The organism is Leptospira meyeri, from assembly GCF_004368965.1.
In the GTDB taxonomy this organism is placed as follows: domain Bacteria; phylum Spirochaetota; class Leptospiria; order Leptospirales; family Leptospiraceae; genus Leptospira_A; species Leptospira_A meyeri.
Genome location: NZ_SORO01000001.1, coordinates 2,531,872 through 2,557,264, shown reverse-complemented (window position 1 = coordinate 2,557,264; position 25,393 = coordinate 2,531,872). Strand labels below are relative to the sequence as shown.

The following is a 25,393-nucleotide window of genomic DNA, read 5'->3' as shown; positions in this document are numbered from 1 at the left end:
GTTACTTTAAACTTTTCTCAACCGCGGTATCAGGATAAGCTTCCAATACATTTGGCTCCGAAAGAATCCCATTTGCCTTTTCTAAAGACACAAATCCTGGTTCCGTTTGAAAACTAACCAAACGAAGAGAAAACTTATTTTGAATTTGAACTCCATGTTTTTTCGCAATTCTTTCCAAAGTTTCATGTGATTGGTCACTTGAAAATGTTACAATTAAAATTCCAGGCAACACAATATGTGGTCCCATACCTACTGCTGTTGAATACACTTCTGTAACTTTTGTTGCTGTTGTTGACTTAGATGATTTAGCAAATAACTCTTTTCCAGTTGGTCTCACATTCCAACCTGTTTTGATCCCTTTTTTTCCCTGTAGGTTTTGTTGGTTGTCTTGTGCTTGTTTTTGGTCAACGAACTCAGCTACAACATTTGGATTTCTATAAAATGTTTTTGTAACTCCACCTTCCACAAAGGTAATCGAATTGGGAGGATCTTTTGGATCAGCTTCCAATGGAACCGAAAAGACTCCTGAACCTAAGATTGATAAATAAATAAGGACAATACTTTTGAATTTCTGACTCATCGGTTACCTGCCATAAATGCGTAGTTGCACGGAATTGATAGATCCAGTATCTGTAGCACTTGCATCAAAAACTCTAATGGTCCAAGTTCCATTTGGATTTTCGCCTAAAGTGCGTGCCAATCCAAATCGATAAGTTGAAGAACCTGTCATAGAAGCAATGGAAGTATTACCAGTTGAGCACAAACTACCACTATAAGGGTTTGCACATGCGTGGGCTTCTGTTAAGAAACTTGATGTTCCACCTGGCGATGTAATGCGAATATATAATTCAGGAAAATAAGTGTGGTTAGACGTAAATTCTACATCTACATATTCAATATAAGTAATACCCGAAGTTACGTTATAATTAACTGTAGCACCTGTTACTAAATCATTATCAGGAATTGGAGTATTAGGGGATAACAACGGCAAGGTATCAATCATTTGTGGTGTAGTAATGGGAATCCATGTCCCTGCACTAGTGAGTAAGTTAGCTGCGTCCACTGCACCAAACCCATATTTATGATTGATATTCAAGCCAGCAGCATTCATTGTCCAATCTGTATCCCCAGGATCATTGGTTCGAGCAGAATAAGCAACTAACTCTCTTACATCACGCCAGGACAAGTCTGGGCGTTGACTTAACAATAAGGAAATCACACCTGCCGCTAAAGGTGTGGCCGAAGAGGTTCCGTTGAACTTTTTTGTATAATTTGCAAATGAATAATCTCCTGATGTTCCACCAGAATTGATCCCAGAAGTTCCAGTTGCATCTGTTGTGGAAATAGCCGTTGTATATGCAGTTGCACTATTTCCCTGTGTGTGCGCAACAACCCAAAGATTCGCACCTGATTCGGAATAGTTTGCTTTTACTCCGTTTTGTCCGATTCCACCGATCGCCATCACTCCATAAAAATTTGCCTGTCCATCATAGTTGGCATTATCGACAAGGATTGGCGCTGTAATGCTACCACCATTGGCTCCATTCCCCGCTGCCCAAACGTAAACAGTACCCTTTCCAGATTTTCCAGTTCTGATACCTTCATTGATTCCTTGTTGCCATAGAGAACTAGAAGGCCAAAGCCATCCATACCCATCGGGAGACCCCCAACTATTGTTTGAAATGGAAACACGAGAGGCTTCATTTACCATGGCTCGGTATTCATCAGAAGTATAAATTGTAGATTTTTCTAGGATATTTACCCCAACTAACTTAGAACAGGGGGCTGCGCCACGAACGCCTATGCCATTCCCACCGCGAGCTGCAATCACACCACCAACGGCGGTGCCATGGAAGCTATTGGAATAAGTATGGTTTGGAAAAATGGTACTGTTTAAAAGATTTAGTCCTCTGGCTGTGACCGATATATTTGCGGAAAGATCCTCATGTCTTGTGTCAAGGCCATCATCCACAACACTTACAATCACTTTGTTTCCAGAAATGTCCTGGTTCCAAACCGGATTTACATTTGCGTCTTCACCTACCGTTCCTCCCGATTGGCCAATATTGCGTAAATGCCATTGGTCATTAAAAAGTGAATCCGCATTGACGGGAGAAAAACTACAGTTTTCTTCTTGGGCATTACCGATCGCTTGAAATAGGAAAGCATAAAACAGAGCATCACTGAAAGGATCATTTTTATTAACTGGATTACAATTCCCTAAAAAAGCACTTACCAAAGTTAGAACGGAAACTGTAGTTTTCAATTGATTCATCTGAAGAAAATTCCTGACCTACTTTTTATAACAGTCGAACAGCCAGAATCAATCGAATTCCAAAGATATTTGGATTCTTTTTTATGCCTTCGCTTCTGCCAAACGCTTCGACCGGTCCTCTTGAACCAAAGCATCTATCAATTCATCCAAATCGCCTTCCATAATTGCCGGCAAATTATGACTCGTAAAACCAATTCTATGGTCTGTACATCGACCTTGAGGGAAATTATAGGTTCGAATTCGTTCCGATCTATCTCCAGAACCCACTTGCGCTTTTTTGAGAGCATCAGCACTTTGTTTTGCGGCGTCAGCCATCTGATCGATAATCCGTGCTCGTAATACGCGCATTGCTTTATCACGGTTTTTGATTTGCGAACGTTCTTCCTGGGAAGCGACAACGATCCCCGTGGGAATGTGGGTTATCCTTACTGCGGAGTCTGTTGTATTGACGTGCTGACCACCAGCACCTGACGAACGATAGACGTCTATCCGAAGATCACTTTCCCGAATTTCTACTTCTTTTTCTTCTGCTTCTGGAAGTATAGCAACAGTTACAGCAGAGGTGTGAATCCTACCGCCAGATTCTGTTTCTGGAATTCGCTGTACACGGTGAGTACCTGATTCAAATTTAAACAAGTCATAAGCCCTGTCATCATCGAGTGAAAAAACAATCTCTTTAAATCCACCGATACCCGTTGGACTTGCATCAATGACTTCTGCTCGAATGCCCTGTTTGTCCGCATACTTGTTGTACATACGAAATAAATCCGCACAAAACAATCCTGATTCTTCCCCACCCGTTCCAGCACGTATCTCAACTAAAATGCTTTTACCGGAATTTGGATCCGGAGGTAATAACATAATTTCGAGTTCTTTCGCCAACTCTTCTAATTTTTTTTCGCCTTCTTCCACTTCAGATTTTAACATGGCATGCATGTCTGGATCACTTTCAGATTCGAGAAGTAGTTTTGCGTCTTGGCAGTCTTTTGTAATTTTTAAATATTCATCTGCCTTTGTATATACGGGAGTTAGGCGAGATCTTTCTTTCGATAGATTCTTCAAAGTATCTGATGCGGTGGCTTTGGCGAGCTCGTCCTCGATACGCAGGTATTTTTCTTGAATTTTTTTCAATCTATCTATCATGTCTATGGAAAGGATATAGAATGCCTGTTTTTGATAAACTAAAATCTAAAGAGGAATTCAGAAACCCGTGAACGAAACGCCATCTCAGGCCCAATCGGAAGGATTTTTAGACGGTCTAATCGAGTTATTTGCTGGCTTAGAGGATTACCGAAGTCCTTATGCGCCGACAATCCAACCTCCAGACGATCTCATACGGGAATTGGTCCAAAATGCTTCTTTTAAATCAGGTCTAATTAGTGCAACCTGCTCTCTTCCACCGGGTCCTCTGGGGATTCTCAGCATCCTACCTGAATTACTTTTTGTGTATCGAATCCAAGGCCATCTGATTTTGGACATTGCAGCTCTTTACGGAAAAGAAGTCCAAGTCACAAAAGAACTACTACTATATTGTCTCTTCAAACATGGCGGTGCTCATGTATTTCGTAAAATTATAGAAGAATCTTCTTTAAAAATTTTAATTCGCCCAACGACCGTTAGAGTATTCCAGACTTTGTTGGAAAAGTTAGGATTACTTATTTCAAAATCCATTATCCGCAAACAGTTTGCGCGTTGGATTCCTATCGGTGGTGCTGTAGTCACAGGAACCTTTGCCTATTATGATACAAAACGTGTTGGCCAAACTGCAATGGATCTTTTTTCCAAAGAAATCCATGCAGAGGAAATCAGAGAGTTATTGGAGTCTCAGTGAAATTATTTTCTATTTTAATCCCAATCGTCCTTATTCTTTTCTCTTGCCAATCAAAACATGAATCCCTAGTTTCAGAAATAGAAGATTTAATCTCAAAAGAAAAATACGAAAAAGCGCTGGCCTTATTACAAGATAGGCTTTCTGCCAATCGATCAACATCAGAAATCCTTTCCAAAAATAAACCAAACCAACCTAGACTATTTGCTCTTTCAGAAGATAGAACCAAAATCGTTTGGACAGAAAACAAAACTTTATTCTTCAAAGATTTAGTTAATGATAACAGAAATTCAATTGAACTGAAACTTAGGCCAGATTCTATCCAAGTATCAGCTAATGGAAATTATGTGGCAGTCCAGTATCCACTGAAACAGTATGGCGGTTGTGCGCTGTTTGGATATTCCACCTCAGATTCTTCACTCGAACATGAATCCATCGTACATATTCCTTGTAAAACAGGAATGACAATAACCAATTCCGGTGATTTGTTGTTATATTTTTTTGAGAATCAACTCTTCGTTGAAAAAACTGGAAATGACTCCAAACCAGAAAAATTCATTTCAGGAGAACTGTTTCCCACTCCATACCCAAAATTAAAAACACACTACCATATCACATCTATTGGAAATGAATTTCTTATTTGGTCAGGAATCGGAGGTTCATATAATTTATTTTTCCTAAATATGGAATCGAAAAGAGTTACTCTCCTTTCGAAAGACATCGTATTACCAAGGTTTTATTATAATAATGGCAATTCAGGATATGTTGTTGGTGGAAAAATTGGTGATCTTTATCTCAAAGAAGTTGTATACCACCAAGGGAAAACGCCTTCTATCAATCGAGGGATTCCCATCGTTACTCGCGAAGCGTTTTCCTGGCGTCTTACCGGGAAAGATGAATTTATTGCAACCAATCAAAATGATCCCAATCAACCAATGAAATGGAAGGTTTCTGGCAAAAAGGAACATTTTCCATTTTTTATCGAGAGATTGTGGGGTGTGGCGGGGGACAAAATTATCTACGAAAGCAAACGAGGGGAACTTGTGTTGGATGATCTTAATTTTTCAGCAGAAGATTGGATGATTTATGATTATTTTAAAAAAGTGAGAAAAATGAATGATGGCTAAGCCGCCTGTTCTTTTTCCTTTTTAGCAGAAAAAATATCACAAGTTTTGTAAGTATCTGTGATGCAATGGGCAGTGAGTCTTTCCAAATCCTCTGTTTGTAAACGATCTTTGGCACTAGGACAAATCGAGAGTCCTTTCGTATACAAAGGGCATTTTACATAAAACTCATTTTTAGGAAGGGACTTCTGTGCCATAACTCTGAAAATTTTTTGGGGAAAGGAATCCCCTGTCAAATCGATTTTATAGCCGATCCCAAAATTAAAGGTTCAAAAAGTGAGTGTATCACCCAAAAATTAAAAGTACAAATTTAAGATCGTTGGCGTTTCTACCGACCCTACCTGATCTTCATTGGAAAAGTCACGAAGGTTAAACGTTTTCCCTTTCCAATTTTTACCATATAACTGCCCAGCAAGAAACACCTGTACAAGGTCTTGTGCCTTAGTTGATTTTATATATTTTGCTAAACCTTCCTGTCTCCAAACATTAGAATCTTCTAAATTATAGGATTGCCACTTCATATCGGGATAAGAGGCGGAAGGTGAAATCAACCCATCAATGGGTTTTCCAACTAGACGGTTATAAATGTTTGCATCAAACACTTCTTGTCCAATGAATATTGCGACCTTCCAACCAGGAACAACCCAAATACGATCCTGTGTGATCTCCCCAGGAGAAAGAATTTTTAATTCTTCTTCAGTTAATAATGTTTTTTTAACAAGAGGATCCATTAATTTTCCATCAGCAGAAAAAGGAATGGCTACATTATAAAGTGGCCCTTTGGAATCGAGAACAAGACTACCCTTTACAATTTTTGGGTTTGGTAAAATAATTGTACCGGCTAAGATAGGAACATTATATTGTTTCGCTAATTCAGAAAAAGTTCGAACATAAACTTCTGCCATTTTTTCGGCCTTCAGATAAAAAAAATCAGAACTTGTAAAATTTTCCCCTTTTGTTTTTAAAGCTAAATCAAAAGAGTCTGCATTTAAAAATTTGGATTTTTCATCTAAAAACACTAATCCTGTGCCAGTATGTTCAGGAAGTATGACGATAGTTTTACGGTCAAAGATCCCAGAAGATTTACCTTTGTTCAATGTTTCGTCAATCCGCTCCCGCCACCATTCTTCTTTTACAAAGTCTTCTGGTTTTAGAACGAGTTGAATTCCAACTAAGTTTCCATATTTTCTATCAACCCCATTGGTCTGAAGATTAATATCAGTCCAGGATTTGGCAGGTTTTAAAATCTCTTCATCTACCTCAGGTTTACTAAAATTAAAATCGAATTTAAAATCAAAACTTATGTCTGGAGTTGGTATATCAAATTTCGGTAAGGCGGTTTGATCATCTTTTAGAATTGATGCAGAAAAAAAACCAAAGCCAAATAAAACTACGAAAGTTAGAATTTTGTATGGAGGAACATATAAATTATGCATATTTTTTTAAATAGAGTTGGACAGCATCCAACATATACTCCGAAAAAAGATTGGATGGATTAAACTTTGTTATATCAACCCAGTCCATATAGTCATGTTCATCAGATAACTGAATTTTTCCGTCCAATAATATGGCAGAATAGGCAATGATGACACAAGGAAAATTCCCTTCATTTACCCTATGTTTATGTATAAAAATTGGTTCAGGATTTACATCAATTTTAATTTGATCGCCTAATTCTTCATTAATTTCCCGAAAAATACTATCGGTCCAATCCGAAAAAAATTCGCCTTCGTTCATACGGCCACCAGGAAGATCTCCATGGCCAGACTTTCTATCTCGCAGAACTAATAATTGGTTCCCATTCCGAAGGAATAACTTTTGAGTAATTTGAAAAAAACCATGGTTGCTCACAAAAACATTCCCCAAACATTAATTTGGTGATCAACTGCATATAAATCTGGATTTGGAAGATTTTTAGATTTATAATAATTAACCATCCCTAAAGAAACACTAGCAAGTTGCGAAATGATAGGATCCATTGATTCTGTCGGGACACCAAAAAACAAAAAATTCACAGGACTCCCATCACTGATAAGAAAAACTTCTTTCTCAATTTGTTTCTTATCAATTCTAAAAATAATTTTAGATCCTAAATCCATCTGTGTTTGTGGATCCAATATTCTATCAAAAGAAATAACAAGATCTTCCCCACCTAACTTTGGAGTATCTGCTAAATTCAACTCATTGATCCATTTAATAAAATCTGCAAACTCTACTGTTTTTGTGGAACCTGAGGCAATGAACAATTGTTTGTGTTTGCTTTTTAAAATCCAAGATTCCCAAGTTTTTGGCAAAATAATGGATTCACCCGTGACACCAATGATCAAGTCAATTTCAGCAAATTCAGAATCAGATACATTAGCAAAATTTGTTTTACTGAATCTGGATTCAGAGTCAAACTTTCGATCCACCTCTAAAATGTCCAAATTGGTTTCATGTAAAAATCCACCGATTAAGTACTGTTTTAAAAATCCGCCAATGTTTCCTTTGGATCCAAGTAAAAGAACCTTCCTTTTGGAAAGGACCTTACCTATTCCATGTAAAGTATTATCCAATGCGTTTAAAATGGAACGAGCAACTTCTTTGGATTCTTCTTTAGTTTTTTCATTAGAAATTGCAATGGAAAAAGAAGGTAAAAACAAGTTTGTTTTCTCTGCCTTCACTTTTACCAAACGATCATAACCGTTCCGTGTATGTTCAACAGTTCCGATAACTGAAGTTTTTAAAATTTCAGCAAATGACTTTTCTCTAATTGATCGGTCTTTGGTTTCCACCCAAAATTCATCAAGTACATCTCCAAGTGAGAGCCCATCTAATGCACGCTCATTCAACACCGGTGCAACATACCCACCATCTTCAATTAAAATTATCTTTTCATTTTTCTCAATTAGGGCCAAAAGTTTGTTTAAAAAAAGAAAAACTGCTAACTGCCTCATCGCATCAAAAAAACCAAGTTTTGCTTCTTCTAGTTTATGACGAAATGTTGAATGTGTTTCAAAGTCACTATATAATGGAGAGACACCATAATATGGAGTATTGTTTTTTGTGAGTTTGAATTCTAAACCTGCCATAAAGAACATTTCAGTTGGAATATCCAATAGAATATCTAAATATACAGGAGGAATATTTCCACCATACTTTACAAAGGCGACATCTAGCGAACTAACTTTTAATCTTCTGAAAGTCTCAATCAATGAAATAATTTCTGATGTTATGTGATGAATTAAAAAAACATGAACACCTTCAAAATTAAATGAATGTCCATTAGAATTTGCAATTTGTTCCAACATGGGCATCCGTTTCAAATAGAACGAAGAGTCGAGTAAGGTTCGTTTTTGATTAATGCTAAAATTTAAAACTCGATCCAACCGGGAAAGATCAACATAAACGGAAACCTTTCCGATGATGGCTCGAATAGTATTGCCTTCTTTAATTTTTTTAGATGCAGAAGAATCTTCTAATAAAAGAAAAAGTTTTTTAAGAATTGTTAAAGAAAAACTGGGGTCAGAACTTAAAATCAAATTTCGATACTGCTCTTCCCAATAAAAATTAATATTTGTTAGTTTCCCAAGAGGAGTCTTTTCTATTTGAGAAAATACCTTACTAAAATGACTATTTTCTTCTTCGTAAAAAGTTTCCCCTTTTTGCGCAGCGTTGATCATTCCATTGCTTAATGATTCACTGATTTTCGAAGCTCCTGCAATATAAGTTCTTGTATGTGCATCACTAATAATTTCATGTTTGATATTTGAAAGATTTAAACATCCATCCTCTTGTGTATCAATTGTTATGCGAAGAAAAAAATCGCCAATCCGATATTGACTGGATACTCTTTCCATTAGTATATAATAACCAGAGGGGTGAACAAATTCAGCTTCAAAAGGAAATAAGAGTGCGACCGAGGAATTTCGATTCGGATCTTCTCCGTAAAACTCTGGATGGATTTTTTTAGCTACTGATTGTTGTTGAAAAGAACCAAAAACAAAACGTAAATTCTCTTCAAATTGTTCGCGAAATAATACCCAATCTTTTAAAATTCCAGCTCTGGCAAAAACTTGCACATGTTGGATATGCATATCCACCAATTCATGATTGATGTTTGGATTTATTTTATACGTAAAAGACAAATCGCCTGGTAAAGAATGTAATTGGTTACCGATCTCTTCTCCAATGGTACGAGAAAGGATCGAAAGTCCAAAAAAAATCCGTAGGTGAGTAAGATCTATCTCCCAAAGGCCATCTTCTACAGGAACAAGAACAGGACCTAGGGAAGTATGTATCTGTTTATTTTCTGTCATAAAGCTATTTAAAATCTACAACTACCTTAACACTTGATGGATCTTTGGCGGTTGCATATGCTTCTTCCAATTGGTCTGATGAAAAACGGTGGGAGATTAAATTTGTTTCTAATGCATGAGTGATCTCTGGATTATCACGAAGAAGTGAAATCGCCATATGAAAATCTCCACAACGAGAACTATGAATTTCCTTTTGATTTGCAAAAAACTTAGCCACCAAACGAGCATCATCTGACCACTTGCCTGTATTTGTCGTGTCGACAAGAATCGCTCCACGTGGACGAACCAAAGAATTTTCATGTTTAGGATTAGGACGGATTGCTAAACTTAATTCCTCTGGATTAGAAACCACTACCAAATCGAATCGAGGCAATCGATTCGAAAAGGAATCTGAATTTAAAATACTCTCTGCTTCTGAAGAAGTTCCCTCAAAAACTGTAAATTGTTTTTTTAAATTATCTTTTATCGTTTTGGAAACTCCAGCAAAAACAAAGATGTTTTGGTTTTTACGATTTTCTTTTTTCCAATGAAACAAAACATTCTCCTCCGAATATGGAAGAATCGAAAGTTCATCGACTACAAGTTCGGTTAAATGAGCAATTCCAGCCATCACTTGACCATTAGTCGTTTTGAGATGAACTTCTCGTTTAGCAATTTCTAAAGCAGATTCAAATCCTGAAGTTGTGGAAGTTGTATCATAAACAATATCGAATTGATTTTTAATTTTACTAACATCTGTTTTGCGAAGATCAATCACCTCATCTGCGCCCATAACTTTAGATAAAGTAACCAAATGATCATGACGAGTGATTGCTGTTATGCGAAAATTTAAATGATTCGATTTTCGGTAAGAGGCCAGTGCTGCCAAAATCAAACTTCCTAAACGACGAGGTCCAAGGACAGCCACATGGTCTCCCGATTTGGGAGGAGAAGCAAGGATGGCCTGAAGTGCAGCCGCAAAAGGTTCCATAAGAACTGCGGCTTTTGGAGAAACTCCTTCCAAAGAAATAGCAGCATGAACCGGAGCTAAAATATAAGGACCAAATCCACCTGGAAGACGGTCGATCCCGAGGACTCGCCTTTCGGGTGAGTGAGTTGGAATTCCTTCTTTACAAAAAAGATCCAAGTCCTTGTCTCCTCGAGCTTCATAGGTATCATTAATTTCTACGACAAATTGTTTCCCTTGGTTGTCACCAAGTCCTTCGGCTAGAACTTCATGCCCAATGACTTGGGGGAGCGGAAAAGGTAAAAATCGTCTGTCTATGTCCGTGGAACAAACTCCACAAGAGATCGTTTTAAGAGGAATATAACCAGGTCCTAAATGAAGGTAAGGTTGACCATTCCGTTTGATTTCCCAACCTTCCGCTTCATTGCCAAAATACTCGTATTCTGCTGATTCAAACGAGTCATCGGATGTGTAATCCTTCGCTCGAAATTTTAAGTTCATTACCTATTGTTGATAAAAAAAAGAAGAATGATAGTCAATGTAAAAAAGGTAAAGTTCAAGAGAAAGCCTTGTCTAATTTCTCGTCTTTCTTTGTCGCCCAGTAAGTAACTCGTTACAAAAACTGAAAAAAAACCGCCAAGATGAGCCCAGTGAGCTACTTGATCGCGAGCAAATAAATTGGTTATATCCGAATAAACCATCATCCAACCAAAGAGAAAAACGGGGAATGGTATGGATTTTTTTTTGGATATAGGAAAACGAAAAGGAGATAATAAAGTGGCAGCAGAAGCCAGACCAGAAATCGCTCCACTTGCTCCTACAATGGGAGTCCGGTCTCCTAAAATTAAGCCCCTTACTGTCGCATCACCTAACACAGAAAGTAATCCTGCCATAAAATAAAATAACAGCCATCTTGCTTTTCCTACTCGATTTTCTACAACTCGACCAAGTAATAAAAGAAAAAATAAATTCGAAAGCAAATGTGCACCGGATCCGTGGAAGAATGTAGATAAAACCCAATTAATTGGTTCGAATTCACCAGGTGTTGCGATAAAATAAATAGAAATCAAATCAGGAAAAAAAATAGAAACCGTTGGGTATAACAAAAAAAGAAATAATGAAAATCCTGCTGTGAGGGGAAATTCCCAAATAAATGATCGCATAACTATTTAAACGTTGGTGGTTTGGCTTCTTCAGGGTTTCTAACATAGGCTGGATCAAATCCAGGGATACCTGTAGCCAATTCATGCAGATCCGGTTGTTTCCAGATCAGTTCATAATAATCTAAAGATCCGTAGGAATCAAAGTGACTATCAAACAACAATCGTAAGTATTTTTCGCGATCATTAAAAATGATTCGATTGACTTCATGAACCATATCAGCAAAAGTTCTGGTCTCTTTATCAAATTCATCAATCGAATCATGCAATAAACCAAGAAGGACAATGTACTTTTCTGCTTGTTTAAGAGATTTTAGTGAGTATGCCAATTCTTGGAGTTTCATCAAATACAGGTAAGGTCGAATGTTTTTTCCTACCAGTAATTTTTGTTTCGCAACAGCGATTTCACGATATCCCAACCTTAGGTATAATTTAGTTTCCGTTTTTTCTTTTCCGTTGGCAAGTCTTGCAAGCCTACCTAATTCAACTTCTAATTCTTCGATTTCATCTTCTAAAACATAAATATACAATTGGATGAGTAAACCTTGTGTTCTCCGGAGTTCAGAATAAGAACGACCCAAATCCATTTGCAGATGCAGAATTTCCGATTCAATATGGTGTTGTACGCAACGTTTGAAGTATTTTTTTTGGTCTTCCGTTCCGCGGTTGCTGATTGTGGAATTTAGAATGCGTAGAAACTCGTAGTTATCCTTAAGTCCGTAGCTAACACGAATTAACTGAGTAGCCTTAGAACTGGACTGATCCGGTGTCATCTCTCCAATCACTGTCAGAAAGAGCATTACTATGACCGAAAAACGTTTCATCTATGCAAATAGTTTCGGTCGTACGCAGAAAACATTAGCATGATAAAAAAGAAAAGACATATACGTCTCATATTCTAGAATTATGTCGGAGAAGAATCTGTGCAAAAGTTAGGATCACTACCAACTTCCCCTCTGGAAGCCATCGACCTCCTGAAATCTGAAATGGACCAACCGGTCTGGGAATCACGTCTTTTGGATTTGATGAAATTGGCCGCAGACGGAGATAAAAACATCTGGGCACTGATCTACCAAATCATTCGAGAAGCCGACTCTGGTCGACTGAGCTGGGGTTACCATAAGTCCTTACTCTCTGGTATGGTTTATCTTCTCTCTTATGTGGGTGATTCAAAAAGTTATCGAGTACTCCTGAATTATGTCAAATCACTCGATCGTGCCATTCCCATTGGTGCGATGGAACTTATCTCTGATTTACTTCCCACTTTTGCCGAACTTGATGTTCGAGAGTTATTTACCATTGCTTCCAACTCTGATGAATTAAAATCAGCTTTTGGCGTTCTTGCTCTATGCAAACTCAATTTGGAAAACAGACTTTCCGATGATGAAAAAGAAAAACTAAAAGAGTTTTTATCTACATACAAAAATTATAAATACTACCTCACTGATACAATCGAACTAACGTTAGAACAATTAAATGAAACGGATGCGAGCGACATGTTGACGGAGTTAGATGGAATCTTTCAATGAAAGCAGCAGTACTCCCACAAGGTTCAAGAACACTTGAAATCCAAGATTTGGATCTCCCTTCCCTTCTCCCTAACCAAGTAAAAATCAAAGTCAAAGCCTGCGGAATTTGTGGCTCGGATATTCATTTGGTCCTCCACGGAAAAATGAAGGCTACTTATACACCTTGTGTTCCTGGACATGAAACGTCCGGTGTTGTAGAAGAGGTAGGAGAACAAGTCACCCGATTCAAAAAAGGTGATCGGGTTGTTGTCAGCGCTGGCACTTCTTGCGGAAAATGTAAACACTGTTTGGCGGGTAGAGAGAATCTTTGCGAAGAAATTGGAGTTCTTGGTTTTAACCAACGCGGTGGATTTGCTGAGTATTTACAAATTGAAGAACGTTATCTCCACAACTTACCAGACGAAATTCCATTTACGGAAGGTGCCATCCTTGCCGATGCTGTTTCCACTCCGTATCATGCAGTCAAATACCAGGGTGAAATCAAACCAGGTGATACAGTTGCCATCATTGGATGTGGAGGACTGGGAATTCACGCTGTGGCCATTGCTAAAGCATTGGGTGCTGGCCGAATTTTTGCTGTTGATATCGATAGTGGTTCTCTGGAAAATGCAAAAGCATACGGGGCCGATGAACTTATATTAGTTGAAAAGAATATGCAAGTTGGCAAAGTTTTAAAAGAAAAATCAGGTGGCATAGATTTGTTATGCGACTTCTCTGGTTTCATGCCAAACATTGAAAATTCGGTTCGAGCCATGAACCGAGGAGGAAGAATCGTTCTTGTCGGAATTGGTAGAAATAAATTAGAAATACCGATGCCTTTTTTCCTGATTGAAAGGCAAATCCGTATTACGGGCTCTTATGGTTCCGATAGAAGGGCCATTCCCGAACTCATCCAACTTTATAAAGATAAAAAACTTAGTCTGACAAAATCGATTAGTGGAGTTCATAAGTTAGAAGAAACAAATGAATTTTTACATGCACTTGAAGAAAAAAAAGGAAATCCAATTCGGTTTATCATCAACCCAGAATTATAATATTGGGATCAAAGTTAAAGTAACGATAGTTTTCATTTTTTAGTTTTAAGTCTGAATATTTTTTATTTAATTTCGACTAATAAAAAACTTAAATCGTCCATTTGGTATTTCCAACCTGATGAAAACCGAAAGAGCGAATCCTGAACAATCGTTGCCAATTCCTGAAATTTTTGGTAACGATTGTCCCATAACAGCGATTTGAGTCTGTCTTCGCCGAAGCTGTCACCAACTTCATTCAACAGGTCAAAAATTCCGTCGGTGTATAAAAAAATTTTATCTCCGGGTAATAATTTCACTGTATCTTCTGCATAAGGGATGTGAGAAAACAAACCCAGAGGTTTTCCTTTCACGTTTAAATGAATAACTTCTGGTTCAGAATTTCGAATGAGGAAAAATCCAGGATGGCCTGCATTGCTGAATGTAGCCGTATACGATTCGGTATCAATAAATACATAGGAGGCAGTAATAAATAGATTTTTTGTTTTCCCAACCAAATGCCTGTTCATTGAATGAAAAACCCTGGATGGAAATTGTAAATATGCACCTGCCCCTACAAAAGCCATTTTAGACATGGCGGCTACCATCGCAGAAGAGATCCCATGCCCCGACACATCTGCCATAAGAATTGCCCAATTTCCCATACTATCTTTTGTATGATCAAAGTAATCTCCTCCTACAGATTCTAAATTCTGCGAAAAACCGATGATTCTAATCCGATCATCTTCATTGTATTTAGATGATAATAAAGATTTTTGGAGAGCATGAGCCAAAGCCAAATCCTTATCAATTTGAATTAACCTCTGTAGTTCTTTGTTTTTGCTACGTAACTCCGCATTCATCCTGTTAATCGAATGTAAAAGTTGCCAATAATGTTTGAATACATAAAAACCAAACAAAACCAACATCATAAAAAATCCAAAATGTATGATCCTCTGATTATGTGAGAGTAGTTCTAGATCAACTAAAATATCATGTAGACCTGCAAATACGATAAAGAGTAAACCCAAGGTAATCGTTTGCAAATTTTTATTGCCCTTAACCAAAACATAGACTGAAGAAAAAATTGTGATCACAGCTTCCAATACAATTACCCAATTGTAATCGTCTTCACTGTTTAGAAACGAAACTCCATTTTCATAATTACTTACAATCGATATGATAAAAACTATGATATGAATACCTGCGAGAATCTTAAATAAATTGCGAAAGAAAGGAGGAAAGATTCCAATCAAAAAAAGCAAAAGTGCAAATGGGAAAAATCCAAAATTAATATATGTTAAGGGAGTGACTATATAAGAGAACTGACTTAGTGAAAAACCAACGAATCCATTTAAACCTTCTATAAGTGAGGCGGAAAATAGAAGAATTGAAAAATTCAGGAATATCATCTCTCTTTTTCTGAGAAAATAGAATCCAAGAAAAATAATGGAAAGGACAAGTAAAATCGGCGCAAAAAAGGTTTCAGCAAAATTGTCTAAAAACAAATCCACTAGTGCCATGGAATGATCTTTGAAAAATACCTTTCTATCCATTCCAATAAAACCACGATATCTCGATTGAAACTGAATGATAATCGATCCAGATGGGTTTTGATTTAACGGAATGATATAAGGAAAAAAATGATCTTGGAATCTGGATTCAAAAACAAATTCTTTTCCTTGAAAAAGTTTAAATTGTTCCAAAGCTATTTCAACGTAAAGCACAGGGCTTTTGAGTTGTCTAACAAACTGATCGCTAAATTTAACATAAAGATATTGGCCTTTCAAAGTTTCAAATCCAAGGCGGTCAGGATCCATTTTTTGCCAAACATTGTTTGGAATGACGCTTGGGTCTTTTACTTCCTCGGAAGACCAATAATAATACCTGTCCAAAAGATAAATCGACTGTTGAAACTGTCGATCAGGGGTGACTTCCGATTGCAAATCCAAACATCCGAATAGCTGGATCGAAAACCCGAAATAAAGAACAAACTGTAAGAAAGTGTGAATCGATTTATATGATTTGACTTCTTTCAAAATTTAATTCCTATAGGATCAAGCAGGATACGTTCAATGAATCGCAATCGATTCCTATCATTTTTTTATCTACTCTCCTTCCTCTTATTGTCTCTTTCCACTCTGGTGGCCCAAGAAGAGAAAACTGCCCAAGAACTATTCGTGGAAGACAAAATGGAATGTTATTCCATAGCAATGGAAATCGACGGACAAGAGTATCAAAAATCCCTAAAGTGTATTTCGAAGGATTCCCTCTGTTACATTATCCAAGGTTTTGCCATGAGTTGTATTCCTCGTACAGGAAGATATCCTGTCGAATTACCCAATCTAATTCCAAAACCTACCCAACCATAATCGTATAACAGGAGATTTATGAAAATCAAAACAAAAATCAGTGAAATGTTAAAAATTGATCTACCGATCATTGCAGCTCCAATGTTCCTTGTCTCTTATCCGGAGTTAGTAGTAGCAGTTTCAGAGGCTGGTGGGATCGGATGTTTTCCCTCATTAAACTATAGAACCCCTGAACAGCTCCGCGAAGGTATATTAGAAATTCGGTCCAAAACTAAAAAACCAATCGGTGTCAATTTGATCCTTCACAAAGAACATAATCCAAATTGGGCAAAACAATTTGAAGTCGTTATGGATTTAAAAGTGGAACTTATCATTACAAGTTTAGGAACTCCTCGAACCATTGCAAAAGAGATTAAAGCGAATGGATCTACATTGTTTTGCGACGTGACCACACTCAAACACGCAAATATTGTTGCAAAGTCAGGAGCTGATGCTCTCATTGCCGTCTCCCAAGGAGCTGGCGGGCATGCAGGCGCCATCACTCCTTTTGCATTAATTCCTTACTTAAAAAAAGAAGTTGGACTTCCAGTCATTGCAGCAGGAGCCATTTCCACTGGATCACAAATGGCGGCGGCCTTGTCTTTAGGAGCAGATGCTGTGTACATTGGAACTCGTTTTATTGCAACTCCAGAGTCCAGGGCACAAAATGAATACAAACAAATGTTAATTGATTCAAGCCCTGATGAAATTATTTATACTGAAAAAATTTCAGGAATACCTGCCAATTGGTTATCAAAATCGGTAGAACGTTCTCCTGATATTTTAGAGGATGGTCCGAAAAAAATTGCGGCCGGTCATGCTGGTGGAGAAAAAGCAATTGAACAAGAATACAAACGTTGGAGAGATATTTGGTCTGCCGGACAAGGAGTAGCTCAAATCCACGAAGTGAAACCTGCTGGCGAAATTGTAAAAGAAATTGCAAGCGAATACTTGTCGACGTTAAACAGCCTTCCTCGCTAAACAGTAGATATGCGAATCGGTCAGATAGACCGGTTCGTTTTAAAAATTAAAATTTTCGAACTGCTTCGATCATACCTTTGGTATCTAAATAATCATTCGATTTGTAGATCATCTTTCCGTCCGCATCTAAGATGAGAAAAAATGGTAAACCAATTTTTAGTTCTGGATAATTAGGATTGTTTGCAAACTCTTCGAAAATGGAATCGGTATCATAGACTTTCCAAAGGATGGCCTTATTTTTAAAAGTTTCATTCCATTCCTTATGCGAAAGCGTAAGTTTTTGGAACTCTTTGCAGTTTGTACACCAATCAGCAAAAAAGTCGATAAATATTGGCTTTTTTGTTTCCTTAGCGATCCGATACACTGCTTCCGCCGAACGTTGCCATTCCAAATTTCCATGAACTTCTGTTGGACTTGAGTTTGTTTTTAGATAAGATGATTCGGTTTGAAATCTTCCTGCCCCGGATTGCAAAAGCATAAGGAGAACGACAAGGGAAGTAAAAGCGCACATTTGTAAAAGTGCCTGTTTCATTTTTTCGTGAGGCAGACCTTCTTTCTTTTGCAAATAGAAAAAGACCAAAGCCAAGGACCAAAGGAAAAATACTTTTAAAGAAAGAATTGGATCAAAACCCCAAAGTACGAAAGCTTTTTCTAAGTAAGTAAAAGAAAAATACAAAATCATCAAGGCAAGAATCCACTGAACGGACTTCATCCACTTTCCCGATTTCGGAAGGGCGAAACCAAAAACTCCAATCAGTAAAAAAGGAATCCCAAGACCTAAACCAAACACAAACATTTTTAATGAAGTAAAAAGAATGGGAACTAAACTAATCCCTTCTGTTTGGTAAGCAATGAGTTGGACAAGAATCGATACCACAACAGGACCCACACAAGGAGAGGAAAGAAGGCCCGCACCGGCTCCCAAAAAGAAAGTATTCGCATAACTTACATTTGCTGAATTTCTTAAGTCACCTGAAAAAAAAGGAAAATATAAAAATTCAGCAACACTGAGGCCCAAAACAAATAACAAAATAGAAAGGAAAACTTGTGTTTCAGGATATCGTAGGAATGAATTGAATGCTCCTCCACTGAAGCCCGCAATAAGGCCAAAAAGTGCGTACATACTAGCCAGACCCACATAATAAACGAAAGGATGTGACCATTTATGATTCGTAACTCGGGATTTTAGAATTCCTGCCGTGATGGGATATAAAGGATACACACAGGGCAGGAGACCAGCTAGTAATCCACCTAAGGCCAAAAAGAAAAAACTATAAATGGAAAAGGAACCAGAAGACAATTGGGATTCTATAAAGGTTTGGATTTCAGATACCATACTCGCTTTCTTAGAACGTGGCTGTGGCTTTCAAAACAATACTTCGATCCAATCTTCCGTATTCAGAAATCGGATGTGTCGCTGGTTTTGAAAACTGTTCTATATATTCGACACGATTTGATGCTTCCCCGGTACTGTCTACATACCATTTATTTGGTTCACCTTTAGAATCATACGAATGCACCTCCGTATATCCTATTGCCAACCTGGCCGAAGGAGTCATAAACCATTCTCCAAAGATTTGCCTTGTAATGTAATAAGACTGATCGGAGTAAAGAGGCTCCGTGGTTCCCGGTTTGAATCTCAACCAAGGCTCTCGTTCCACTGTCTCAGTGGCACGTAAACCTGGTGATGGTCCGCCTGTTGCAATTTCTCCTCGCATGACAAGCCGGAGGGTTCCATTGCCGAGCCCTGCCCAAAGGTATGCGCCCCTTCCCGTAGATTCTGCGACTTTGGTCGCTGGCTGGTATGGAGCCAACTTATCGATGATTTCCCCACCCAATTGTTTTTTGGCCATTCCCCCCAATCCTAAATTGAGAGTGTCTTTCCATACCAAATGAGATTCAACAGCAATCACTTGCTCTTGGTTTAGTGAAACACTTCCCTGCTTTCTAGTTGCAGGATTGCCATCATTAACGAGGCAGCGCGTTTTTCCTTCTCGACATTCATCACTCGCATAACCAAAAGCATTCGATGCTCTTCCTAAGATATGAAGACCTGTTTTAAAATTTTCTGTCCAGGATGGTTCCCATCCTAACTTTCCAATTACATCATAACCGGTATTCGTCGTATTTTGAGTATTACGATATCCTTCTCCATTCACGACTGCAGTTTGCACAGAAAATGTTTTCCAGCGAAGGATGTAATTGACTCCAAGATCTACTGGGTCTTTTGCAAAACCCATAGATTCTAATGGTGATTTATCAAAATAACGCCAATCATAGTTCCCTGACCAAACAGAAAACATATGCGGAAGTTCAAACATTCCAAATTGAATTTGGTGTTTTGTATTTCCTAATTCGAAAGTTTTTGCCAGATTTGCTCGCCTAACCAAAAATACGTAAGGGTTAGATTTATTTCCGGTATCAGCTAACGTATCGTTCGTTAATGCATCGTTACGGAGGATTTCTCCCCAAAATTCGGCCTTGATTCCTGTATCTTCCCATTCTTTCGATATGGTCACCATAGTCCAAGGAAGAGAAAATCCGGCTTTGTCAGAGGGGGATAAGTCTGTAGTTCCCGAAGCTTTGTCTCTAATGCGATAAGAAAGTGTAGGAGTTAAGATGGCTCCAAGTTTTAATCCATAGTAGCCATCCGGTTCGTCTTTTTTAGTTGTGACTACTTCCTCACCAAAAACTGGATAGGTGAAGAAGTAGATAAATACAAAAAATTTTAAATAAAATTTCACTTTTTACCGTAAGTTTCGTCCGGTGTAAAACTATTGTCTTCCCAACCTACTGGTTTATGGCAAGGCAGGCATCTGGACAACATAGGGTTGTCTTTTCGTTTTTCTTTGAACTTAATGGTAGCACCGTCTTTTGTGATTAGTTCTTTGTAATCATTTTTTTCCAACTCAGTGGCACCTAATTTGACAGCACCGCCTGTTCCTTTAGAAAATTCAGATCCATTGATGTTTACAAGTCCTTCACAAACACAAGTGTATCCTTTTTTTTCTTTTTCTTCGTAAAACACACCAAATGCGGTTCCACGAACACCAGCAGTGGTAGTAGGTGTTGAAACTTCAAAATTTCCTTTTTTAAAATTACTAACTCGAAACCAAGCTGCGCCTTTTTCTACATAGGCTTTTGCAATTTTATTTTCCGTATTCCATTCTTTCAGCGTAAAATCAGTGTTTGGCTGGATTCGAATTTCAGTTTCCTTAAATAAAAAATCGACTTTGGATCCATTGCCTGTTTTGATTCGGTCCCCTGGCTTGAGGATGTCATTGACTTTGAGAGTTTTCCAAAGTTTCGAGGAGTCAGAGGAAGAGAGAAAACTCACCTTACCACGGGTAAACGTTGCAACTGCAAATTCTTCCGCAGAAAGGGAAATGCTGGTTAGGAGGATGGAAAAAAGGGTTAGAAGGATTCTGAGGCTCATAATCCTTCTAACAACCATATTGATAGAATTTATCAATCAATTTTATCAATAAATTTACAACGATAAAGTTTTACCAAGGAATAGCAAAACCCATATCTTTTAATTTGTACTCCAATTCCTCACGTTCACGGCTCTTTTTAGCGGTGGAACCTTGTTCATCTAACAACCCTAGTTCGATTGCCTTTTGTTTGGCCCCTTCTTTACCAGAGGCATTCAACGCTTGGATGATTTGTGTATCGTATTTGGTTAGGTTCAACGCACTTAGACGGTAGTCGACAAATGCTTCCCAAGCATTTGGAACCCATTTTTTCACAATCTGTTCACCAATGGTTTTTGCAAAGAGACGAATTTCTAGCTGCGCATGATCGTCCATCCGGAGAGCCAAAAAATGAAGTAAATTGTGAAGGTCTATTTTCCAATATGCCTCTGTATAAGTTGCAAGAGGAAGATCCTTTCTTGCCTGTTCACGAGCAACTCCCATTTCTAATCTTTCATTATATATATCAGTAGCGAACTTTTGGAATTCCGTTTCTCTTTTTGTTAGGTGGTCGCCCTTGGATGATTCTAAATATCCATCACTACCTTGTTTGTTTCCAATGGATTGGACTCTCCATTCTCCAGGCAAAGTTGTTTGAGCCGAGTCAATGGCTACGGAGTAACGCGTAGAGTATTCATTGACATTTGCCATACGGTGGCGAATCCATTGCCGCCAAGTGTCCATTGGAACTCGAACATGTAGCTTTAGTTCGCACATTTCGAATGGAGTGCTGTGACGATGGCGCATCAAATACCGAATGAGTCCACGGTCTTCATTTACTTTTTTTGTTCCTTTTCCGTACGAAACGCGTGCTGCCTGAACGATCGATTCATCTGAGCCCATGTAATCAACAAGCCGAACAAAGCCATCGTCCAGAATCGGGAATGGTTTACCTAGAATGGTGTCTAATTCGGGAACGGAAACTCTTGAAATGGATTCGAAATCAGATTGTTGCATATTAGCTTTATTTTTTAGTTCACAGGCATATGAAAAGTCGAAAATAGAGTTATAGCGCACCCGTATTGCCTGATAAATAGAAAGGATGCTAAATGGCACTTGAAGAAAATTCGTTGGAAGATCGTTTGATCAAAATTTCCACCAGAGACAGCAATAAAAGTCTTATGGTAAACCCGGACAAAATTTACATTTTTCCGGTGCCCAAAACTACTTTCCAATTTTTGGAAAATATTTGGCAATCCTTCGCAAATAAAATGGTTTCCTTAGTTGACTTCAACGATGATCCCATTTTTAACTTTTCCATTTTTGAAGTCATTGACCAAGATGAAATGAAAATTGTGGCCACCGCCACACACTTCAAACTCAAAGAAATTGCTGAGCGCAGAAAAATTCCCGGAATTGAAGAATACATCAAAAAATCCAGACCCATCCATTTGGCTGACCCTCGCAATGAATCTGCAGGCTTTATACGAAAGTCCATTATTGATTTTAACAAGGGTTTAAGGCCTGAAGTTACTTTTATCAATCTCAAAGAAGAAGAAATTCACCCTGAGAAAAAAGTATTACTTTCTGAAACGATGAACCATGCCATCGGAATTCCTCTCTTTGTGAACGAAAATCCGATCGGTATCCTCTGGGGGATAACGAAAGATCCTATTCCTGAAGATAAAATTCGTCCACTCACACTCCAACTTTATTCCTTGTTTGATGTAATTGAGTTTGTTGTCGCAAAGGAAATGGAATCAGGAAATGACCATTACATTGCCCAAAAAAATATTGAAAAAGCTGATACAGTTTCAAACTCAAGAAACTTGTTTTACACAACGACAAAAGACCAAAAAGAGCCGGTCACTTCAATTATTTTCAAATCGCATCAGTATAACATTGAATATAGGATGGACGCATCCTTTATCATTCCGACTACTGATGGTTATGCGGTATCTTTAAAAAGTTTTACACCAGAAAAACTAAACAATACGGGAAAAAATATTTTGCTCATTCCTGGTTTTTTTTGCAGACGTTCCGTTATGGATAAACTGGCAAAAGAACTTGCCCTCAAATATGGATATCGTGTTTTTCTAATGGATATGAGGGGTAGATCCAGACAAACCATGCCTAAACATGGAAAAAAAGAAGGCTGGACTGTTGATAATTATATCCAGGATGACTTTCCGGAAATCTTACGTTGGATTCGTTGGCATTACCCAAGTGAAAGGACAGTGGTTCTTGGTCACAGTATGGGGGGAATGATTCCTCGGTTTTATGTATCTTCTTACGAAAAAATTAAAGAACTGAAAGAAGAATTCAATTTGCCAAAACCGGAAGAATACATTGCTGGGATTGTGTCCATCACTTCGCCGAACTATATTAGTTTAAAATCCAATTTCATTGGACTTGATACATTGAAACGTGGCTTTAGTATGCTCCCGCATAAAATGATTTCCGATATGATTTTGAGTATGGCTAGTTTTTCAATGCAAGCCACAATCCAGACCATTGACTTAAAAAAATTCTTTAAACTCATTTTGAACCTACATTCCAGTTTAAGAAGTTTTAGTTATAACATTGGAACCAAAGTTTTGACGATCAAAGACTTTGTGGGCTATAAAGAAATCACTCCACCAGAATGGTATTTCCTCATGGAAGATGTGTTTTGCGAAGAATCCGTTTCTGTGATTATGCAGTTTTTCCAAAGCCAAATCTCCAACGAAAGAAGTTTCTGGTCAAACGATGGCCGTATCAATTATACAGAGAACTTTCTAAATAATTTTAATATGCCAATTTACAGTGTGGTAGGTACGGTTGATAAAATTGTTCCTGAAGAAACATTAACTGAATTAAAAGATCTCAAATCAGAAAACAAGGTGATCACTTATTATGAACAAGGTCACCTTGGAATTATCTTTCATGGAGAAACGGTTAGAAAAATTTGTAAAGGGATCGATGAATGGATTCAGGGATTAAAATAATCCCGTATATCCCCTAACGCCCGCTAAACCGGTTGCGAATGAGTTCCATCTCTTTTTGGAGAGTAGCATCCCTTCCGGCAAGGAAATATGCCCCTCTCACAGGAACACTTGTGATTTCAGAGTCTTCAGAAATTGTCACAACTGTTCCTGGGATTTTTCTTTCTAAAGAGTAAGTCCAAGACCCACGCATTTTAAAACTAGCGTCCGTCAGTTCAATTTTCCAAAGTTTATTGGGAATGGATTCGCGAAGTTCAAAAATCATATATCCACCCATATCCGGTGTTTCTTCCCATTTTTGGATCATACCATTGGGCCTGGTTTCTAAAATTTTGATTGCGACCACTTCCTTTCTGCGATTGGGAAGATCATTTACATCCGTAATGTAAGCCCAAATGTCTTCTGGCTCAGCTTTCAACCATTCGCTTGTTTCTGCATGGAATTTAGGATCTTGGAAGTAACCGACTGCTAAAAAAAGAACTACGAGTCCAATGAGTAAAAAACTGGTTCCGAAAGCAAAGAGAACAATTCGTTTCATAACTTTTTTTCTTGCTAAGTCTTGGATTGATCAATCATAATCTTTTCCACAATGCATGCAAATGAAGAGTTAATTCAAAAGTTTTACACAGCTTTCCAAAACAAAGACGGCCAAACTATGGTTTCCCTTTACCATCCCGAAATTGAATTCCAAGATCCTGCCTTTGGTCATTTAAAAGGGAAAGAAGCAGGTGCCATGTGGCTGATGTTACTGGAAAGAAGTCAAAACTTAACGATTCGATTTTCGAATATTAAAGCGGACGAGGCCAAAGGTTCTGCAAACTGGGAAGCTGACTATAGTTTTAGCAAAACAGGTAGATTGGTTCAAAACAAAATCCATGCAAACTTTACGTTTAAAGATGGAAAGATATTCACTCACAAGGATCATTTTTCGATGTGGAAATGGCTCGGGATGGCAATGGGTCCTGTTGGATATTTCCTCGGTTGGTGGCCTGCACTTGGAAACAAGGTACGCAAAGAAGCAGTCACTGGATTACAATTGTATATGAAACGAAAACGTATGTAGTTTGTTAGTTGCCAATAGGGAATACAATTTTGTTTTTTTATAAATCCAAATTGTTTCCCTATATTTTTTGCTCTTACGGATTGGGCATATTAGAAAGTCCACCAGCGTTCGTTACGTCAGAGTATCCGATTGATTCCAAAAAGGATTTGGCACTCCCGCTCCTACCACCTGATGCGCAATATACAATGATGGATCTCTTTTTATCACCGAATTCATCCAATCGTTTCGAGACCTGGTCTACAGGAATATTGATCGCACCAGGAAAATGACCAGATTGAAACTCAGCAACTGTTCTCACATCAACAACCAAAGCTCCAGCATCAATTTTTTCTTTCAACTGAGACTGATCCACTCCTAATGTGGATCTTAATTTATAAACGATAAAAACAAGACAAACAAGAACTAATACAATTAAGGCAATACGATTCAAA

Annotated in this window: 25 protein-coding genes; 8 read left to right on the top strand and 17 right to left on the bottom strand. The window is 38.0% G+C overall.

Annotated features, from left to right (window positions below):
• Position 1 precedes the first annotated feature (1 nt).
• The 3 genes from CLV96_RS12045 to prfA form a co-directional block, all read right to left on the bottom strand.
• Complete coding sequence (locus CLV96_RS12045) at positions 2 to 580, bottom strand: hypothetical protein (RefSeq protein WP_004786956.1); 579 nt, start codon at positions 578 to 580, stop codon at positions 2 to 4.
• A gap of 3 nt (positions 581 to 583) precedes the next feature.
• Positions 584 to 2,275, bottom strand: coding sequence for a S8 family serine peptidase (locus CLV96_RS12040; RefSeq protein WP_004786767.1), 1,692 nt, complete (start codon positions 2,273 to 2,275; stop codon positions 584 to 586).
• An 81-nt stretch (positions 2,276 to 2,356) separates the two neighbouring features.
• On the bottom strand, positions 2,357 to 3,418 hold the full coding sequence (gene prfA / locus CLV96_RS12035) for a peptide chain release factor 1 (RefSeq protein WP_040917175.1): 1,062 nt from the start codon (positions 3,416 to 3,418) through the stop codon (positions 2,357 to 2,359).
• Positions 3,419 to 3,485: 67 nt separating this feature from the next.
• Between prfA and CLV96_RS12030 the strand changes: the two genes are divergently transcribed.
• Together CLV96_RS12030 and CLV96_RS12025 are read left to right on the top strand one after the other, a co-directional pair.
• The gene (locus tag CLV96_RS12030; RefSeq protein WP_004784855.1) at positions 3,486 to 4,106 is read left to right on the top strand and encodes a hypothetical protein; all 621 of its coding nucleotides are present in this window, start codon (positions 3,486 to 3,488) and stop codon (positions 4,104 to 4,106) included.
• Positions 4,103 to 5,230: a hypothetical protein gene (locus tag CLV96_RS12025; protein WP_004785599.1), complete on the top strand. Its 1,128-nt coding sequence runs from the start codon at positions 4,103 to 4,105 to the stop codon at positions 5,228 to 5,230. Before CLV96_RS12030 ends, CLV96_RS12025 begins: the two co-directional genes overlap by 4 nt.
• On the opposite strand, the gene CLV96_RS12020 is transcribed toward CLV96_RS12025, so the two are convergent.
• From CLV96_RS12020 to CLV96_RS11990, 7 genes are all read right to left on the bottom strand, one after another.
• Positions 5,227 to 5,424, bottom strand: a complete 198-nt coding sequence (locus tag CLV96_RS12020; protein WP_004786610.1) for a hypothetical protein — start codon at positions 5,422 to 5,424, stop codon at positions 5,227 to 5,229. The two genes, CLV96_RS12025 and CLV96_RS12020, sit on opposite strands and share 4 nt — an antisense overlap.
• 99 nt (positions 5,425 to 5,523) lie before the next feature.
• Positions 5,524 to 6,663, bottom strand: coding sequence for a carbon-nitrogen hydrolase family protein (locus tag CLV96_RS12015; RefSeq protein ID WP_004784451.1), 1,140 nt, complete (start codon positions 6,661 to 6,663; stop codon positions 5,524 to 5,526).
• Complete coding sequence (locus tag CLV96_RS12010; RefSeq protein WP_004787197.1) at positions 6,656 to 7,078, bottom strand: NUDIX domain-containing protein; 423 nt, start codon at positions 7,076 to 7,078, stop codon at positions 6,656 to 6,658. Before CLV96_RS12010 ends, CLV96_RS12015 begins: the two co-directional genes overlap by 8 nt.
• Positions 7,075 to 9,525 carry a hypothetical protein gene (locus tag CLV96_RS12005; RefSeq protein ID WP_004785281.1) on the bottom strand — a complete coding sequence of 817 codons (2,451 nt, stop codon included), beginning with the start codon at positions 9,523 to 9,525 and terminating at the stop codon, positions 7,075 to 7,077. Before CLV96_RS12005 ends, CLV96_RS12010 begins: the two co-directional genes overlap by 4 nt.
• A 4-nt stretch (positions 9,526 to 9,529) precedes the next feature.
• Positions 9,530 to 10,972 (bottom strand): MDR/zinc-dependent alcohol dehydrogenase-like family protein, encoded by a 1,443-nt coding sequence (locus CLV96_RS12000; RefSeq protein ID WP_004784207.1) that lies wholly within the window; start codon positions 10,970 to 10,972, stop codon positions 9,530 to 9,532.
• Positions 10,972 to 11,634, bottom strand: a complete 663-nt coding sequence (locus CLV96_RS11995; RefSeq protein WP_004784997.1) for a rhomboid family intramembrane serine protease — start codon at positions 11,632 to 11,634, stop codon at positions 10,972 to 10,974. The genes CLV96_RS12000 and CLV96_RS11995 overlap by 1 nt, the downstream gene beginning before the upstream one ends.
• Positions 11,635 to 11,636: 2 nt before the next feature.
• Positions 11,637 to 12,455 (bottom strand): adhesin OmpL37 family surface protein, encoded by an 819-nt coding sequence (locus CLV96_RS11990; protein ID WP_035983108.1) that lies wholly within the window; start codon positions 12,453 to 12,455, stop codon positions 11,637 to 11,639.
• Positions 12,456 to 12,554: 99 nt separating this feature from the next.
• Between CLV96_RS11990 and CLV96_RS11985 the strand changes: the two genes are divergently transcribed.
• Both CLV96_RS11985 and CLV96_RS11980 read left to right on the top strand, forming a co-directional pair.
• Complete coding sequence (locus tag CLV96_RS11985) at positions 12,555 to 13,160, top strand: hypothetical protein (protein ID WP_004786446.1); 606 nt, start codon at positions 12,555 to 12,557, stop codon at positions 13,158 to 13,160.
• Entirely contained in the window at positions 13,157 to 14,194 is a 1,038-nt protein-coding gene (locus tag CLV96_RS11980) for a zinc-binding dehydrogenase (protein ID WP_004785804.1), read from the top strand. Before CLV96_RS11985 ends, CLV96_RS11980 begins: the two co-directional genes overlap by 4 nt.
• Before the next feature lie 62 nt (positions 14,195 to 14,256).
• On the opposite strand, the gene CLV96_RS11975 is transcribed toward CLV96_RS11980, so the two are convergent.
• Positions 14,257 to 16,209, bottom strand: coding sequence for a PP2C family protein-serine/threonine phosphatase (locus CLV96_RS11975; RefSeq protein ID WP_004787043.1), 1,953 nt, complete (start codon positions 16,207 to 16,209; stop codon positions 14,257 to 14,259).
• A gap of 36 nt (positions 16,210 to 16,245) precedes the next feature.
• Here CLV96_RS11975 and CLV96_RS11970 point away from each other — a divergent pair, with 36 nt between their 5' ends.
• Both CLV96_RS11970 and CLV96_RS11965 read left to right on the top strand, forming a co-directional pair.
• Entirely contained in the window at positions 16,246 to 16,542 is a 297-nt protein-coding gene (locus tag CLV96_RS11970; protein ID WP_004786471.1) for a hypothetical protein, read from the top strand.
• A gap of 18 nt (positions 16,543 to 16,560) precedes the next feature.
• Positions 16,561 to 17,502 carry an NAD(P)H-dependent flavin oxidoreductase gene (locus CLV96_RS11965; RefSeq protein ID WP_004786765.1) on the top strand — a complete coding sequence of 314 codons (942 nt, stop codon included), beginning with the start codon at positions 16,561 to 16,563 and terminating at the stop codon, positions 17,500 to 17,502.
• 46 nt (positions 17,503 to 17,548) lie between these two features.
• Here the strand turns inward: CLV96_RS11965 and CLV96_RS11960 are convergent, their stop codons facing one another.
• Genes CLV96_RS11960 through thyX form a run of 4 tightly spaced genes read right to left on the bottom strand, consistent with a single transcriptional unit; the run spans position 17,549 to position 21,932 of the window.
• A complete protein-coding gene (locus tag CLV96_RS11960; RefSeq protein WP_004784114.1) occupies positions 17,549 to 18,838 on the bottom strand; it encodes a protein-disulfide reductase DsbD family protein in 1,290 nt (429 codons plus the stop codon).
• 10 nt (positions 18,839 to 18,848) lie between these two features.
• Positions 18,849 to 20,246, bottom strand: coding sequence for a hypothetical protein (locus CLV96_RS11955; protein ID WP_004787744.1), 1,398 nt, complete (start codon positions 20,244 to 20,246; stop codon positions 18,849 to 18,851).
• Positions 20,243 to 20,956: a FecR family protein gene (locus CLV96_RS11950; protein ID WP_004786787.1), complete on the bottom strand. Its 714-nt coding sequence runs from the start codon at positions 20,954 to 20,956 to the stop codon at positions 20,243 to 20,245. Before CLV96_RS11950 ends, CLV96_RS11955 begins: the two co-directional genes overlap by 4 nt.
• 52 nt (positions 20,957 to 21,008) lie before the next feature.
• Positions 21,009 to 21,932: an FAD-dependent thymidylate synthase gene (gene thyX, locus CLV96_RS11945; protein ID WP_004785915.1), complete on the bottom strand. Its 924-nt coding sequence runs from the start codon at positions 21,930 to 21,932 to the stop codon at positions 21,009 to 21,011.
• A 92-nt stretch (positions 21,933 to 22,024) separates the two neighbouring features.
• Between thyX and CLV96_RS11940 the strand changes: the two genes are divergently transcribed.
• A complete protein-coding gene (locus CLV96_RS11940; RefSeq protein WP_004786758.1) occupies positions 22,025 to 23,902 on the top strand; it encodes an alpha/beta fold hydrolase in 1,878 nt (625 codons plus the stop codon).
• 13 nt (positions 23,903 to 23,915) lie between these two features.
• Here CLV96_RS11940 and CLV96_RS11935 read toward each other — a convergent pair whose 3' ends face one another.
• A complete protein-coding gene (locus CLV96_RS11935) occupies positions 23,916 to 24,437 on the bottom strand; it encodes an SRPBCC family protein (protein WP_004786558.1) in 522 nt (173 codons plus the stop codon).
• 51 nt (positions 24,438 to 24,488) lie between these two features.
• Between CLV96_RS11935 and CLV96_RS11930 the strand changes: the two genes are divergently transcribed.
• The gene (locus tag CLV96_RS11930; protein ID WP_004784696.1) at positions 24,489 to 24,962 is read left to right on the top strand and encodes a nuclear transport factor 2 family protein; all 474 of its coding nucleotides are present in this window, start codon (positions 24,489 to 24,491) and stop codon (positions 24,960 to 24,962) included.
• A gap of 73 nt (positions 24,963 to 25,035) precedes the next feature.
• Here CLV96_RS11930 and CLV96_RS11925 read toward each other — a convergent pair whose 3' ends face one another.
• A complete protein-coding gene (locus tag CLV96_RS11925; protein ID WP_004784278.1) occupies positions 25,036 to 25,392 on the bottom strand; it encodes a rhodanese-like domain-containing protein in 357 nt (118 codons plus the stop codon).
• Between the last annotated feature and the right edge of the window lies 1 nt (position 25,393).